General features: G+C 69.8%; 17 protein-coding genes. 15 read left to right on the top strand and 2 right to left on the bottom strand.

The window, feature by feature from the left end; all coding sequences use genetic code 11:
* Positions 1 to 53: 53 nt before the first annotated feature.
* The 14 genes from OG811_RS27150 to OG811_RS27085 all read left to right on the top strand — a co-directional run bounded on the left by OG811_RS27150 (position 54) and on the right by OG811_RS27085 (position 10,894).
* Positions 54 to 1,232, top strand: coding sequence for a PP2C family protein-serine/threonine phosphatase (locus OG811_RS27150; protein ID WP_406069763.1), 1,179 nt, complete (start codon positions 54 to 56; stop codon positions 1,230 to 1,232).
* 51 nt (positions 1,233 to 1,283) lie between these two features.
* Positions 1,284 to 1,748 carry a MarR family transcriptional regulator gene (locus tag OG811_RS27145; RefSeq protein WP_406069762.1) on the top strand — a complete coding sequence of 155 codons (465 nt, stop codon included), beginning with the start codon at positions 1,284 to 1,286 and terminating at the stop codon, positions 1,746 to 1,748.
* Between the two features lie 293 nt (positions 1,749 to 2,041).
* The gene (locus tag OG811_RS27140) at positions 2,042 to 2,674 is read left to right on the top strand and encodes a CDP-alcohol phosphatidyltransferase family protein (RefSeq protein WP_406069760.1); all 633 of its coding nucleotides are present in this window, start codon (positions 2,042 to 2,044) and stop codon (positions 2,672 to 2,674) included.
* A complete protein-coding gene (locus OG811_RS27135; protein ID WP_406069758.1) occupies positions 2,671 to 3,615 on the top strand; it encodes a DUF881 domain-containing protein in 945 nt (314 codons plus the stop codon). The genes OG811_RS27140 and OG811_RS27135 overlap by 4 nt, the downstream gene beginning before the upstream one ends.
* Positions 3,612 to 3,944 (top strand): small basic family protein, encoded by a 333-nt coding sequence (locus tag OG811_RS27130; RefSeq protein WP_030327710.1) that lies wholly within the window; start codon positions 3,612 to 3,614, stop codon positions 3,942 to 3,944. The genes OG811_RS27135 and OG811_RS27130 overlap by 4 nt, the downstream gene beginning before the upstream one ends.
* A gap of 11 nt (positions 3,945 to 3,955) precedes the next feature.
* A complete protein-coding gene (locus OG811_RS27125) occupies positions 3,956 to 4,963 on the top strand; it encodes a DUF881 domain-containing protein (RefSeq protein WP_406069756.1) in 1,008 nt (335 codons plus the stop codon).
* 60 nt (positions 4,964 to 5,023) lie between these two features.
* Complete coding sequence (gene gcvH / locus OG811_RS27120) at positions 5,024 to 5,404, top strand: glycine cleavage system protein GcvH (protein WP_406069754.1); 381 nt, start codon at positions 5,024 to 5,026, stop codon at positions 5,402 to 5,404.
* Between the two features lie 214 nt (positions 5,405 to 5,618).
* Entirely contained in the window at positions 5,619 to 6,071 is a 453-nt protein-coding gene (locus OG811_RS27115; protein WP_007071101.1) for an FHA domain-containing protein, read from the top strand.
* 50 nt (positions 6,072 to 6,121) lie between these two features.
* Complete coding sequence (locus OG811_RS27110; protein WP_406069752.1) at positions 6,122 to 6,823, top strand: MerR family transcriptional regulator; 702 nt, start codon at positions 6,122 to 6,124, stop codon at positions 6,821 to 6,823.
* A gap of 187 nt (positions 6,824 to 7,010) precedes the next feature.
* Positions 7,011 to 7,475 (top strand): bifunctional nuclease family protein, encoded by a 465-nt coding sequence (locus OG811_RS27105; RefSeq protein WP_124774070.1) that lies wholly within the window; start codon positions 7,011 to 7,013, stop codon positions 7,473 to 7,475.
* A 188-nt stretch (positions 7,476 to 7,663) separates the two neighbouring features.
* On the top strand, positions 7,664 to 8,260 hold the full coding sequence (locus tag OG811_RS27100; RefSeq protein WP_406069750.1) for a MerR family transcriptional regulator: 597 nt from the start codon (positions 7,664 to 7,666) through the stop codon (positions 8,258 to 8,260).
* A 312-nt stretch (positions 8,261 to 8,572) separates the two neighbouring features.
* Complete coding sequence (locus tag OG811_RS27095) at positions 8,573 to 8,971, top strand: group 1 truncated hemoglobin (RefSeq protein ID WP_406069748.1); 399 nt, start codon at positions 8,573 to 8,575, stop codon at positions 8,969 to 8,971.
* Between the two features lie 2 nt (positions 8,972 to 8,973).
* Positions 8,974 to 10,155 carry a globin domain-containing protein gene (locus OG811_RS27090; protein ID WP_406069746.1) on the top strand — a complete coding sequence of 394 codons (1,182 nt, stop codon included), beginning with the start codon at positions 8,974 to 8,976 and terminating at the stop codon, positions 10,153 to 10,155.
* A 43-nt stretch (positions 10,156 to 10,198) separates the two neighbouring features.
* Complete coding sequence (locus OG811_RS27085; RefSeq protein WP_406069744.1) at positions 10,199 to 10,894, top strand: DivIVA domain-containing protein; 696 nt, start codon at positions 10,199 to 10,201, stop codon at positions 10,892 to 10,894.
* Between the two features lie 123 nt (positions 10,895 to 11,017).
* On the opposite strand, the gene OG811_RS27080 is transcribed toward OG811_RS27085, so the two are convergent.
* Positions 11,018 to 12,619: a DUF6194 family protein gene (locus OG811_RS27080; RefSeq protein WP_406069742.1), complete on the bottom strand. Its 1,602-nt coding sequence runs from the start codon at positions 12,617 to 12,619 to the stop codon at positions 11,018 to 11,020.
* Positions 12,620 to 12,703: 84 nt separating this feature from the next.
* Here OG811_RS27080 and OG811_RS27075 point away from each other — a divergent pair, with 84 nt between their 5' ends.
* Entirely contained in the window at positions 12,704 to 13,429 is a 726-nt protein-coding gene (locus tag OG811_RS27075) for a MerR family transcriptional regulator (RefSeq protein ID WP_406069740.1), read from the top strand.
* A gap of 93 nt (positions 13,430 to 13,522) precedes the next feature.
* Here the strand turns inward: OG811_RS27075 and OG811_RS27070 are convergent, their stop codons facing one another.
* Positions 13,523 to 14,179, bottom strand: a complete 657-nt coding sequence (locus tag OG811_RS27070; protein WP_406069739.1) for an SDR family oxidoreductase — start codon at positions 14,177 to 14,179, stop codon at positions 13,523 to 13,525.
* Positions 14,180 to 14,252 lie beyond the last annotated feature (73 nt).

Below are 14,252 nucleotides of genomic sequence, written 5' to 3'. Positions count from 1 at the left end.
CTGGGGCGTCCGTATGATGCTTGCCGTTTAGCAAGCTTTTCGGGAGGGCGACCATGGTGGACGCGCCGGACGTGGTGTCGCGCGCGCTGCGCGAGGCCCCGCCCGACCAGTTGGCGGAAGCGGCGGACCGGGCGATCCGGTCGTCGATGGGTGCGCTGCGCACCGACGTGTTCGTCGCCGACTACCGGATCAGCGGGCTCTGGCCGGTGCTTGATCCGGACCTGCCGACGGCCGGGTTCCTGGCGTGCCACACCGTGGCGCAGCGCTGCTTCAGCAGCCAGCTACCGGTGCGCGACAGCGCCGGCGAGGGCCCGTGCCGGCTCTACCTGCCGTTGACGGTGTGGGGGGAGCGGCTGGGCGTGCTGCTGATCGAGCTACCCGCCGTACCGGGTCCGGCCGTCACCGGCCGCGCGACGGACATCGCCGGCACCTTGGCGGTGGCGATGCGCGCGGCGGACCGGGAGACCGACCGCTACCGGCGGGCCCGCCGTCGCGAGCGACTGACGATGGCCGCCGAGATGCAGTGGGACCTGCTGCCCGGTCGCAGTGTGGCGCACCACGCGTTCGATCTGGCCGGCCAGCTTGAGCCGGCGTACACGGTGGGTGGGGACCACTTCGACTGGTCCCTGGACGGCGACCGTCTCACCCTGACGGTGCTCAACGGCGAGGGCAGTGGCCTGGCCGCGTCGATGCTGACCGCCGTCACGGTGAACGCGATGCGCAACGCGCGTCGCTCCGGTGGGGGCCTGGTGGAGCAGGCCGAGCTTGCCTCGGACACGGTCTTCTACCAACACCGGGGCCGCCGGTCCGTGGCCACTCTGCTGCTCGAGGTGGACACTCGCACCGGCCGGGTCCGGGCGGTCGACGCGGGATCCCCGCACATGCTGCGGATGCGCGGGTCCGTGGTGGAGCCGTTGAAACTGGATCAGCAGCTGCCGCTGGGCATGTTCGCGGAGACCCGCTACGAGTTGCAGGAGTTGCACCTCGCGCCGGGTGATCGCCTCTTCGTGGTCAGCGACGGGGTGTGGGCCGCCGAGCCGCCCGGCCAGGAGCCGTACGGGCAGCGGGTGATGGCACGTTCCCTGCGCGCCACGCGCTTGCAGCCGCCAGCCGAAGCGGTTGGTACGGTGATGCGCGAATTACATGCCTACCACGCGGACTCCGATCTGCGCGACGACGCCGTCGTGGTCTGTCTGGACTGGCACGGTCCGGGTGAGCGGAGTAGCGGGTGAGGGTCGCCGCCGCTGGGCAGGCACCCGCGCGACGACGGCAGGGGACATCGGGTGGAGCGATCTACGGATCTCGCCGCGGCGATCGACGCGGCTGCCGAGGCACTGATCGCCGTCCTCGACTCGGCGTCGTCGCGACCCCAGGTGCCGCCCACCCAGCTGCGGGTGCTGGCGCTGATCAGCAGCCGGCAGGAGACCAATGTCAACGGGTTGGCGGAGCTGCTGGACGTGGTGCCCTCGTCGGCGAGCCGCCTGTGCGACCGGCTTGAGGCAACCGGGTTGTTGCGCCGAGTGGCCGATCCACGGGATCGGCGTGAGGTGCGGTTGGTGCCGACCGCTGCCGCACTGGCCCTGCTGGGGGAGTTGGCCGAGCGGCGGCAGCGCGCGGTGCAGGTGGTGCTGGATCGGATGCCGGCGCGGATGCAGCACGACCTGTTGCTGGCGTTGGTCGCGTTCGCTCGGGCGGCGACCCAGCCGGTGCCCGAGCAGCAGACCGATTCCGCGGTCCAGACGGCCTGAGCGCCACCCACCTTCCACTAGTGTCCTAGGACGCTCTACGCGTGGTGATCCACACCACAGTGCGGCACAGCCGCACCGGGGCGCACCCGGCGGCATCCGGGAAGCCAAGGGAAGCCCGATATAGTGACAGCGCACTTACCCGGCCCGCGATCATCGATGATCGCGGGCCGCATCAGGGGAAGGGGCCCCAACCGGGGCCACAGGGGAGCCGGCGGTGGCCGGCCAGACAGCGCGTACCACCCTCAGCCGCGCCCCGCGTCGGCCGGGGGCCCGCGTGCCGTGGAGGAGGATCGGTGTCGCGTCGGCCGGCTCGGGCAGAGCAACCGCGGGACATCGACGACCAGACCCCCGGCAACCAGGTGCTCACCCTGCCCAACCTGATCAGCTTCGTTCGGCTGCTGGGCGTGCCGGTCTTCCTCTACCTGTTCCTGGTCGCACGGGCCGACGTGGCGGCGCTCGTCGTGCTTGCCATCGGCGGCACCACCGACTGGGTCGACGGTTGGATCGCCCGCCGTCTGCACCAGGTGAGCCGACTCGGGGAGCTGCTCGACCCGCTGGCCGATCGGCTCTATATTCTTGCCACCCTGGTCGCCTTCACCGCGCGGGACGTGGTGCCCTGGCAGTTCACGGCGGCACTGCTGGCCCGTGAACTGCTCCTGCTCGGGTCCCTGGCGGTGCTGCGTCGCTTCGGTTACGGGCCGCCGCCGGTGCACTACGTCGGCAAGACCGCCACGTTCCTGCTGCTCGCGGCGTTCCCGGTGCTGCTGTTGGCCACCGCGGTGACCGACGTGGCGACGGCAGCGAGTGCCATCGGCTGGGGGTTGGCCTGGTGGGGGTTGGTGCTCTACTGGGTGGCCGGCGGGATGTACGTCGTACAGGCGGCACGGCTGGTGCGGGCGGCGCGCGGCTCGGGAGCGGCGGCGTGAGCGCGCCACAGCCCAAGAAACCCCGCCAGGACCGGGTGTACGCGCCGGATTTCCTCACCGAACTGTTTCGCAACCCGCTGGACCCGGGGTATGCGGACGCGGCGGCTGCCCGACGGCGGTTGGCGTCCAGGGAGCCGACCCGGGGGTGGCGTGCCTGGTCGGCACGTTCGGTCAGCCTGGTCGTGGCGGTGCTGCTCGGTTTCCTGTTCGCGGTCGCGTACCGGCAGACGGTGGCGGACGAGCCTGGGCGCAGCAAGGCCCGCTCCGGTCTGGTGGCGCAGATCACGGAGCGGGAGAGCCAGACTGATCGGTTGTCCACGCGAGCGGACCAGCTGCGCGAAGAGGTCAGTCGGCAGCGGGACGCGGCGTTGAGTGGGTCGGCAGCCGCCCGGCTGCGGAGCCTGGAGGCGAGCACCGGGCTGGGTCGGGTGCGCGGCGATGGTGTGGTGGTGCGGTTGGCGGACGCGCCGGACAACGCGGACGTGGTGACCGGCGCCGGCGCCGGGCCGCCGCGGGTGCTCTACAGCGACCTGCAGGGGGTGGCGAACGCGTTGTGGAGTGCCGGCGCGGAGGCGATCGCCATCAACGGGCAGCGGTTGACGTCGACGTCGACGATCCGGTCGGCGGGTGAGGCGATGCTGGTGGATTTCCGGCCGGTGACCGGCCCGTACGAGGTGTCGGCGATCGGGCCGGGTTCGATGCGGCGCGCGTTCGAGGACAGCCGTAACGCGGCGCTGATGCGGGAGGTCGCGCAGAAGACCGGGTTGTCGTTCGGTGTGCGGGAGTCGGATGACCTCACCCTGCCGGCGGCTGCGGAGCCGCAGCTACGCTACGCCAAGCCGTCGGTCAGTCCGAGCCCTTCCGCGTCGGGTGTCCGGTCCGGCAGTCCCGGGTCGTCCGGTTCGACGACGACCGTTAGCCCCTCCGGAGGTGGCCGATGATCGCGGTGCTGGCGTTGCTCGCCGGTGTGGTGCTCGGTGTGTGGCTTGATCCCACGGTGCCGGCGGCATTGCAGCCGTACCTGCCGATTGCGGTGGTGGCCGCGTTGGACGCGGTGTTCGGTGGTGTGCGGGCCAGGTTGGACCGCATTTTCGACGACAAGCAGTTCGTGGTGTCGTTCATCTCGAATGTGCTGGTTGCTGGTCTGATCGTGTATCTGGGTGACCAGTTGGGGGTGGGCGGGCAGTTGTCCACCGGTGTGGTTGTCGTGCTGGGTGTGCGCATCTTCGGCAACGTGGCGGCGATCCGTCGGCACCTGTTCCGGGCGTAGGTTGGGTTGCGATGAGTGACGAGCAGACCGAGACGGGGACCGGGTGGCCGCAGCCGGCGGGTCCGGTGCGGCCGGGTGGGCCGGCGGGTGAGCCGGATCCGCGGCCGGATGCGCCGGATCCGGACGAGTTGAGCCCGTTGGCCCCGCAGGGGCCCGGGCAGCCGTCGGATGACGAGCCCGCGGCAGAGCCGGGTGTGGAGCCGGTCGACGACGGTGCGACGGTGGATCTGAGCGCGGTGTCGCGGTCGGGGGAGCCGGTGGCGAGTTCCGACGGGTTGGCGGAGCCGGCCGGGGATTCGGCGGTCCCGGTGGCCGCGGGTCGGTCCCGGTGGAGTACGGCCAGTGTGATGATCGTGGCGTTGTTGGCGTTGCTGGGTTTCACGCTGGTGGTGCAGTTCAAGACGACGTCGACGGATCCGACGTTGGGGGCGACGCGCCAGGAGGACCTGGTCCGGATCCTGTCGGATCTGGATGCGCGGGAGAACCGTCTCCGGCAGGACATCCGCGCCCTGGAGGACAGTCAGCGGCAGTTGGCCTCGGGTGAGCAGGGCCGTCAGGCGGCGTTGGATGAGGCGACGCGGCGGGCGGACGAGTTGGGCATCCTGGCGGGTACGTTGCCGGCGGTTGGGCCGGGGTTGACCGTGCAGTTCGACGCTGGTGCGAAGCCGATCACGGCAAACCGGGTGCTGGACGCGGTGCAGGAGCTGCGGGGTGCGGGCGCGGAGGCGATGCAGATTTCCGGTGGTGACCGGGCTTCGGTGCGGATCATCGCGTCGACGTTTTTCCTCGATGGGGACAACGGGTCGTTGATGGTGGAGGGGCGTCGGTTGACGGCGCCGTTCACGATCACGGTGATCGGTGATCCGGCGACGATGCGTACGGCGTTGAACATTCCTGGTGGGGTGGTGGCGTCGGTCCGGGGTGGCGGCGGTAACGTGACGTTTGGGGAGCGTGAGGTTGCCGAGGTTTCGGCGCTGCACGTGCCGATCAAGTTGGAACACGCCCGTCCGGTCTCCTGACCGGCGCGGCAGCCCCGACCCCGGGTGGTCCGGGGCACCGATGGATGAAGGACGCGTCTGGTGATTCCCGAGGATCTGCGATACACCGCCGAGCACGAGTGGGTGGCGGGTGACGGCACGGCTTCGATTCGGGTCGGCATCACGCACTTCGCGCAGGACGCGCTGGGTGACATCGTGTACGTGCAGTTGCCCGAGGCGGGTGCGGTGGTCGCGGTTGGCGATTCGTTGGGTGAGATCGAGTCGACCAAGAGTGTGTCGGAGATTTACGCGCCGGTCGCCGGTACGGTTGCGGCGCGCAACGAGGCGTTGGGTGACACGCCTGAGCTGATCAACACTGATCCGTACGGTGCGGGTTGGTTGGTGGAGATCACGCCGAATGATCCGACGGCGACGGACGGGTTGCTGACGGCGGGCGCGTATCAGAAGATCACCGAAGGCTGAGTGTGCTTGATCCGGCGCGTGGGATGTCTGCGCGCGTCCGGTTGCCCTGCATTTCGGCGCTGGCTAGGCTCGCCCAGTCGACCGAGTACCCAATAGTTGAGCGTTGCGGAATTGCCTTCCCGGGCACGGGGAGCCAGCCGCCGGGTGTTCAAGTGCCCGGCGGCCAGACCCGCCATTACCCGACGCCGACCGAACAGATCCGTGAGGTGGTCCCATGACGCGGCCAGACGACGAGTTCCCCCCGCTCGACGTCACTTCGACGCTCAATCTCGGTTCGCTCGACGAAGTGCTGGAGGGGCCGGACACCGATGTGGTGCCGAGCCGGATGTCCGGTTCGTTGCCGCCGGGTATGGCGCTGCTGGTGGTTCGTCGAGGCCCGAATGCGGGTGCCCGGTTCTTGTTGGACCACGATGTGACGACCAGTGGCCGGCATCCGGACAGTGACATCTTCCTCGATGACGTGACGGTGTCGCGTCGGCACGCGGAGTTCCACCGTGACGGTGGCACGTTCACGGTGCGCGACGTGGGTAGCCTGAATGGCACGTACGTGAATCGTGAGCGGGTCGAGGCGGCCACGTTGAGCAATGGTGACGAGGTCCAGATCGGTAAGTTCCGGGTGGTGTTCATCGCCGGTCCGCGCCCGGAGGAAGAGGCCGGCCGGGGGTGAACGAGCCTGCGGCCTCCACGTCACCCGGGGCGGCCCGGTCTCAGCCGCTGATGAGCATCGGTGAGGTGCTTGGGCAGTTGCGGGTCGATTTTCCGGACACCACGATTTCGAAGCTGCGGTTCCTTGAGGCCGAGGGTCTGGTCGAGCCGCAGCGGACGGCGGCGGGTTACCGGAAGTACAGCTGGGACGATGTGTCGCGGTTGCGGTTCGTGTTGACCGCGCAGCGGGACAGGTATCTGCCGTTGCGGGTGATCCGTGAGCAGTTGGCGGAGTGGGATTCGTCCGGTGAGCAGCCGGGGCGGTCGCGGCGGGCGTTGGTGGCGGTCGGTCCCGATGGTGCGGTGCCGGGTCGTGAGTTTGCGGAGCCGGCCGAGTCGTCGCAGGTGCGGCTCGGCCGGGCGGATCTGGTGGCGCGCAGTGGCATCGACGAGTCGACGTTGGTGGAGTTGGAGCGGCTCGGTGTGTTGGTGTCGGATCCGCCGGGGTGGTATGACGCGGACGCGTTGATCATCGCGTCCGCGGTGGCGGGGTTGGCGTCGTACGGGTTGGAGCCGCGGCACCTGCGGGGTTTTCGGACGGCGGCGGACCGTGAGGTCGGTTTGTTCGAGCAGTTGGTGGCGCCGTTGGCGCGGCAGAGTGATCCGGCGGCGCGGGCGCGGGCGGCGGAGACGGCGCGTGAGTTGGTGGCGTTGTCGGAGCAGTTGCACGCGGCGTTGGTGCGGGTGGGTCTGCGCTCGACGTTGGGTTGGTGAGGGTGCCCGGCGGGTGGTGGCTGAGCGGAAAGATCTCTTCCGGGAAGCGTGCCGTAGGCTTGCCGGGGTAACCCCTTTTTGGGCGCGGACGTGGTGCTGTAGCGCATGGGACGGCCGTGTCGCGGTCCGTGTACCGTGCAGGGAAAGGGCGCGGTGCGGCGTAGGTGACAACGACACGGAGGCGGCGGTGCGCGAGCTGAGCGTGGTCGGAGTTCGGGTGGAGCTGCCCAGCAACCAGCCGATCGTCCTGCTCAGGGAGGTCGAGGGGGACCGCTATCTGCCGATCTGGATCGGCGCGGTCGAGGCGACGGCTATCGCTTATGAGCAGCAGGGGGTCAAGCCGGCCCGGCCGTTGACGCATGATCTTCTGCGGGATGTGTTGGCGGCGTTGAAGGCGCCCTTGCAGGCGGTGGAGATCACCGAGCTCAAGGAGAACGTGTTCTACGCGGATCTGTTGATCGGTGATGGGGTGCGGGTGTCGGCGCGGCCGAGCGATTCGATCGCGTTGGCGTTGCGTGTCGGTGCGCCGATTCGTTGTGCGGAGCAGGTCCTCAGCGAGGCGGGGATCATCATCCCTGACGAGCAGGAGGACGAGGTGGAGAAGTTCCGCGAGTTCTTGGAGCAGGTGCGTCCGGAGGATTTCGCGGGCTGAGGTGAGTCTCGGCTCTGCGTCACGGTGGGTGATGCTCCGGTTCAGTTGGTGATCTTTCTTCGGTGGCTGCGCGGCGTGTCGCGTCGGTTCCTCCGTGGTAACCCCTGAAGGTGGCTATAGGGTTGCCATGTCGAGGGGTGCGCGTCCCGGAAACGACGCGTCGCCACACTGACGGGGAGGTTGTCCGGATGCACGAGCCGCGGGATTCCGATCCGGGTGGAGAGTTGGACGAGCCGGGTGCCTCGTCGCCAGGTGTGGCGACTGAGGGTGACGGTTCGGTCGGCTACCGGGGTGTGACGGCCTGCCACGCGGTGGGCATCAGTTACCGGCAGCTGGATTACTGGGCGCGGACGACGCTGGTGGTGCCGAGCGTGCGTGACGCCTCAGGTTCGGGGACGCAGCGGTTGTACTCGTTCCGGGACCTGGTGGTGTTGAAGGTCGTGAAGCGGTTGTTGGACGCGGGGGTGTCCCTGCAGAACATCCGCAAGGCGATTGAGGCGTTGCGGTCGCGTGGTGTGGAGGATCTGGCCGGGATCACGCTGATCTCTGATGGGACGACGGTGTATGAGTGCCGGTCCCCGGAGGAGGTGGTCGACCTGTTGCAGGGTGGCCAGGGCGTCTTCGGGATTGCGATCGGTGGGGCCTTCAAGGAGATCCAGGGGTCGTTGTCGCATCTGCCGGCTGAGCCGGCGGTGAGTGGCCCGGTGGAGCCGGCGGTGGCATCGGAGTCGGATCCGGTGGGTGACGAGTTGGCGGCGCGGCGGGCGCGGCGGCGGGCTGGCTGAGCCGCCGGGGCGTTCGGCGCGTCCGGTTTTTTTCGGGCTGGTTTTCTCGCGACCGTCGGTGACGGTAATTCGGGTTGGTGGGTCTCTGCGCTCCACTGTGGACACGGTGGGTGGCGCTGCGGTGGCCGGCTCTGAGATGCGCGCCGGCAATGGTGACGTTGTGTGTCTTTCAGATGTCGGGATCCCGATAGGGGGGCCCTGACCGGAGGCGATTGACACGCTATGGTCCGATACGGTTCCGGCGCGGTGCCGCTGTGGTTGGTCGATGTCGCTCCGCGCCGACCCTTCACATCCCTCCCGGAAGGAACGACCGTGACGGTTACGGAAGAGACCGCTCCCGCTTCGCATTACGACCGCGTCGGCGGTGCCAGCTCGGTCAAGGCGGCTGTTGGCCTGTTCTACGAAAAGGTGCTCGCCGACCCGGAGTTGGCGGGCTATTTCTCCGATGTGGAGATGGCAGGTCAGCGGCGGCACCTGGCGTTGATGTTGACGACGGTGCTGGGTGGACCGAACGAGTACACCGGCCGCGGGTTGGCCGAGGCGCACCAGCCGTTGAACATCCCGGTGGCGCACTACACGAAGGTGGGTGGACACCTGACGGTGGCGCTGACCGAGTTGGGTGTGCCGGCCGACATTGTGGCCGACGTGCGGACGGTGCTGGGGCAGGTGCAGGACCAGGTGGTGGCCGCCGGGAACCGGTCGGGCGCCTGAGCGTGGACGCGGCTCGACTCAAGCAGAGCTGGTCGGTGGTCGCGGGCCACGGCGACCAGGTGCCGCTCTTCTTCTATTCGACGTTGTTCCTCGCTCATCCTGAGACGCGGCAGATGTTCCCCACGAACATGGCCGGGCAGCGGGACCGCCTGGTGACCGCGTTGGGCCACATCGTGTCCAACGTGGATCAGGTCGACGGGCTGGTGGGTTTCCTGCAGGATCTCGGCGCGGACCACCGCAAGTTCGCGGTACGCGCGGAGCACTACCCGGCGGTCGGTGAGGCGCTGTTGGCGACGTTGCAGCATTTCCTCGGGGAGCAGTGGACCGACGAGTTGGCGCAGGACTGGGCGGCCGCGTACGGGTTGGTCGCCCAGGTGATGATGGAGGCCGCGCAGGCCGCCGAGGCGGTGAACCCGCCGTGGTGGGTGGCGGAGATCGTGGCGCACGAGCGGCGGGCGTTCGATGTGGCGGTGTTGACGGTGCGCCCGCAGTACCTGTTGCCGTTCACCCCGGGTCAGTCGGTCGGGGTGTCGCATCCGTCGGTGCGGTCGTGGCGGTACTACTCGCCGGCGAACGCACCGCGCGCGGATGGCACGTTGGAGTTGCATGTGCGTGCCGCGCCGGGTGGTGCGGTGTCGTCGCGGCTGGTGTACGGGTCGGCGGTGGGGGATCGGATCCACCTGGCGGCGCCGGTGGGGGACCGGCTGGGGTTGTGGTCGGCAGGTTCCAGTGATCTGTTGTTGCTGGTGGCGGGTACCGGCTGGGCGCCGGTGAAGGCGTTGGTGGAGCAGGTGGCCGCGGAGGGTTCCCGCCGACGGGTCGACCTCTACGTGGGTGCTCGTTCCCGCAGTGAGCTCTATGACAGCGACGCGATCGACAAGTTGGCGTCGTCGTGCCCGTGGTTGACGGTGACCTACGTGGTGGGTGCCGACGTCAACCGGCCGGGGGAGTTCGTGCACGCGGTGGACCGGGCGTTGGCCGACGGTGACTGGCGTTCCCGGCACGTGTTCGTGTGCGGGTCGGACGAGATGGTTTCGCACGCGGTGCAGACGTTGGTCCAGGCGGGTTTCCACGCGGGTCAGGTGCACCATGAGGGCCTGGGTGAGCAGTGGTACGGGCCGGCCTGGCGTACGGCGGTGCAGCAGTCGGCCGCCGGTGGCACTTCGGGAGGTGGGCACAGGTGAGTGAGCTTACGAGCCCGGCAGTCGCGAACGGAGGCGGGCACAGGTGAGTGCGACCCCGATCAGTCGGTACGACGGGATGCAGATTTCCGGCGGTGTGCAGGTGCGGATGACCGCCGACCGGGTCCGGCGGTGGGAGTTCGGTGCCGCGTCGTTCACCCGGCGCGGTTACGAGAACGCCGACGTGGATCGGTTCCGGGTGCAGGTCGCCGACGAGTTGGACCTGTTGGCGACGCAGATCGCGACGTTGCGGGCGGAGAACGAGCGGCTGACCGACCGGGTGGAGTTGCACCGGCACGGGGTGATCCCGAGCACGGGGGCGGCGGCGAAGGTCCCGGCGGCGCGGGAGGTGAATCTGCTGTCCGCGGCGCAACGGGAGGCCGAGCAGATCATCGCGCAGGCGCATGACTACGCGCGGCGGGTCGCCGAGTACGCCCGGGTGCAGTACGAGAGCTACCTGCAGGCGGCGGAGGCGGAGGCGAAGCAGGAGGCGGAGCGGGCGGTGACGGAGTACCGCAGCGCGGCGGGGACGAGCTTCGACGACACGGTGGCCACCCGGGAGGCGTTGCGGATCTTCGGCGAGATGATGGTGTCGCACATGCAGGCGGCGGCGCGGCATCTCGATGACGGTAGTGAGCAGTTGGCGCGCACGATGGACCGCATCGCGGCGGAGACGCCGGGGGCGCCATTCGTGGGTGGTGTGGTGGGGCAGTCGGCGTTGCCGCGGCACCAGCAGCGCTGAGTTGTCGTGGGTGGGGTTCGCTGAGGCGGACCCCACCCGACGCGCTGGCGGCGGTGGCACAGCGCGCATTCGGCCCTTGAGGACACCCGGATCGAAGCCGGATGCCTGAGGGGCCCCGAGGGTCTAGCTCGGCGACGGACGTCGGCTGCTGCGGAGCTCGCGGTCGGCGCTGCGGGAACGTGCCTGTGCCACCAGTCGCGTCACCTCGTCGGCGGTGGCTGGGCCTGGGTTGACCACGCTCGCCCAGCCCTGCACGGCGTAAGCCGGATGTGGCATCAGTCGGTCTGTCTCCGCGAAGTCGAGCCCGTCGCTGTGCGCGGCGAACTCCTCCGGGCCGTAGCCGAACAGGTTCCGGAACTCGGCGCGCCCGACCTCGATGTTGAGCCGGTACCGGCCGGGCTCGGACAACCGAGACCGCTCGTCGAAGTCCGGGACGTCGTGCAGGACGATCGTGGCGAAGGGCCGCATACGGTCTTCGCCAGCGAAGAAGAACCGGTCGCCCCAGGTGTAGGGCGGCATGTCGGAACCCGGCTCGATCCGGGTCTCGGTCACTGCGGGAAGCCCGGCGATCCGGGCCGCGTCGGCGGCGCCGGGCGCGGAGCCGATGTGCAGGATCGCGTCGCAGGTCTCGATCGTGGCGGTGTCCAGCGGGAAGTACCCGAGCAGGTCTGCTGCACGTTCGCGCAGATCGCTGCCGGACGGAGGTGGGAAGATCCCGGTCTCCGGGCCGAGCCGCTCCTCGTAGGTTCCGGGCTCCGGCTGCCCGAGGCCGACCGGCCCGCTCGCCCCGAGGCTGCCAGCCACGTACATGTACTTGTCCCCGAGCAGCGGCGACACGATCGAGCCGGCGCCGTTCCACTGTGCGGCCAGATCTTGGCCCTCCCAGTGGGTGTCCCACACGCTGGGGTGCCGTTGCAGGTGGGCGTTGTTGGCGGACACCAGGGTGGGTCCGCGGTCCCGCTCGTGGGCGAGGATGTCGAGCAGGTTCTGCGCCATCAGCGCGTCCCGCACCGCGAGCAGGCGACCGATCCGCTGCGACTGGCCGCCCGGTTCGGCCATCGCGGCATGGTACGCGAGCAGGCCGATGGCTGTGGTGGCGAGCACCCTGGCTCGGTTCCAGGACTGAGTGGACGTGTCCCTGATAAGGCGGGGCGCGTCGGCGTACAGCTGCGTCCGGAAGTCCTCGGCGAGGGCGCGCAGCCCGGCAGCCTCCGGTGACCGGCCGGGAGATCGCGTCGCGTCGAACATGATTTCTGGGGCGGTCCAGAGGCTCTCGTCGCCGACCAGGCGGTCCAGGTCCGGCGTCGGTATGCCGAGATACTCGCGCAGCTCACGCAGGATTGGGCCGGGGCTGGGCGCGCCGGTGATCTCGGTGGGAGCGTCGAAACCGTGGAAGGCGATGCGCTCGCCGGGCGGCAGCTTCTCGTTGTGGGCGCGCAGCCAGTCGATCAGGTCGCGGGTGGCGGGATGCGTGCCCCAGCCGTGACTGATCCCGGTGGCCATGTCCACGTCGTCGCGGCGGCCTTGCACGTAGTCGTCGACGGCGAGGCCGGCCGCCCGGTCCGACTCGATCGCGATCGACCGGAAGCCGTACCCGGCGAGTGTCTCGAGGATCCGGTTGCGCAGGCGCGGGAATGCCGGCTCGCCGTGGTAGGGCTCGCCGATCGCGAGAAGGTGCGGCCGGCGTGCGGCGATGAGGGACTGCAACTCGGTGTCAAAAGCCATGACCTCAACCGTATCGTTGAACTAGCGGTTGAAACTTTGGCCATATCGAACCCCGGGGAGGACCTGCTGAAGTCTAAAAACGGGGTGTACCGACCGGTGGATCTGGCGCGGGCACACGGGCTGTCCGCGCAGGCGGTCCGCAACTACGAGCAGGCCGGGGTGATCCCGCCGGCCGCGCGGACGGCGAGCGGTTACCGGGTCTACACCGACGACCATGCGGGCGCGTTGGACGCCTACGTCGCGCTGGTCCCGGGGTACGGGTACTCCGCAGCCGGTGAGATCATGAGGTCGGTTCTCCGCAACGACCTCCCGACGGCCTTGGCCGTGCTCGACACCGCCCATGTGCGGCTTCAAAGCGACCGGGAGACCGTGGACCGGATCGCTTCGGCGGCTGTCGTTCTGGCGTCCTCCCCGCCGGCCGCAGCCTGCCCGGACGGGCCTGTTTCGGTCGGTGTCCTCGCCCACCGGCTCGGTGTCACCCCGGCCACACTGCGCAAATGGGAACGCGCCGGCATCCTGGCCCCGGCCCGGTCAGGGACCGCGCGGTCCTACTCACTCGATGACGTGCGCGACGCCGAACTCGCCCACCTGCTACGCCGCGGCGGTTATCTGCTGGATCGCATCGCGGCCGTGATCGAGCAGGTTCACGCCGCCGGTGGGCCCGGCCCACTGACGGCCTCGATCGAGCAGTGGCGGGAGCGGATGACAGCCCGCGGCCGGGCGATGCTCACCGCATCCGCCCGCCTCGCGGACTACCTGTCCTTCCTCGAGCGGACTGCCCGTGACGCTTGCGTCTCGTCCGACATGTAAGCGGAGGTGACCGCGCACCGCCCCGTCGACTGCGGGGCGGGTGGTCAGCTGAGTCGTTGTTCGAGGTGGAAGGTGACCTCGACGACGGGTCGGTCAGGTCGCGGCGGCACGGATGGCGTCGGCGATCGGGGTGGGCCCGTCGACGAGTTCCAGGGTCGTGCCGGTGGTGCGCGGTTCGTTGAGCAGGGCGGCGAGGACGTGGGCGACGTCGGTGCGGCTGATCGCGCCACTGCCGGCGTGTGGGGTGAGGGTGACCCGCCCGGTGGGTGGGTCGTCGGTGAGCCGGCCGGGTCGCAGCACCGTCCAGGCCAGGTCGCGGCCGCGCAGGTCGTCCTCGGCGGCGCGTTTGGCGCGCAGGTACGCCGCCCACACGTCGTCGCTGCCAGGAGCGGGTGATTTGTCCACGCCCATGGAGGAGACGAGCAGGTAACGGTGGACGCCGGCGTGGGTGGCGGCGTCGGCGAGCAGCGCGGCGGCGGCCCGGTCGACGGTGTCCTTGCGGGCGGCGCCGCTGCCGGGGCCGGCGCCCGCGGCGAAGATCACCGCGTCCGCGCCATCGAGGTGCGCGGCCAGCTGCGCGACCGGGGTGTGTTCCAGGTCGCAGACGACGGGGGTGGCGCCGGCGGCGCGTAGCGTCGCGGCCTGCTCGGGGTTGCGGATGAGGCCGACGGCGGTGTCGCCGCGCCCGGCGAGGTGACGTTCCAGCAGTAGGGCGATCTTGCCGTGGCCTCCGGCGATGACGACGCGCATGCGCCCAACCTACCGGCGGCACCGGCTTGACCTTGACCTTCGGGTAACCCCGAGCCTGGTGGGTGCCGGTCGC

This window comes from Micromonospora sp. NBC_01638, from assembly GCF_045209745.1.
Classification (GTDB): domain Bacteria; phylum Actinomycetota; class Actinomycetes; order Mycobacteriales; family Micromonosporaceae; genus Micromonospora.
This window is presented reverse-complemented; position numbering and strand designations above follow the sequence as displayed.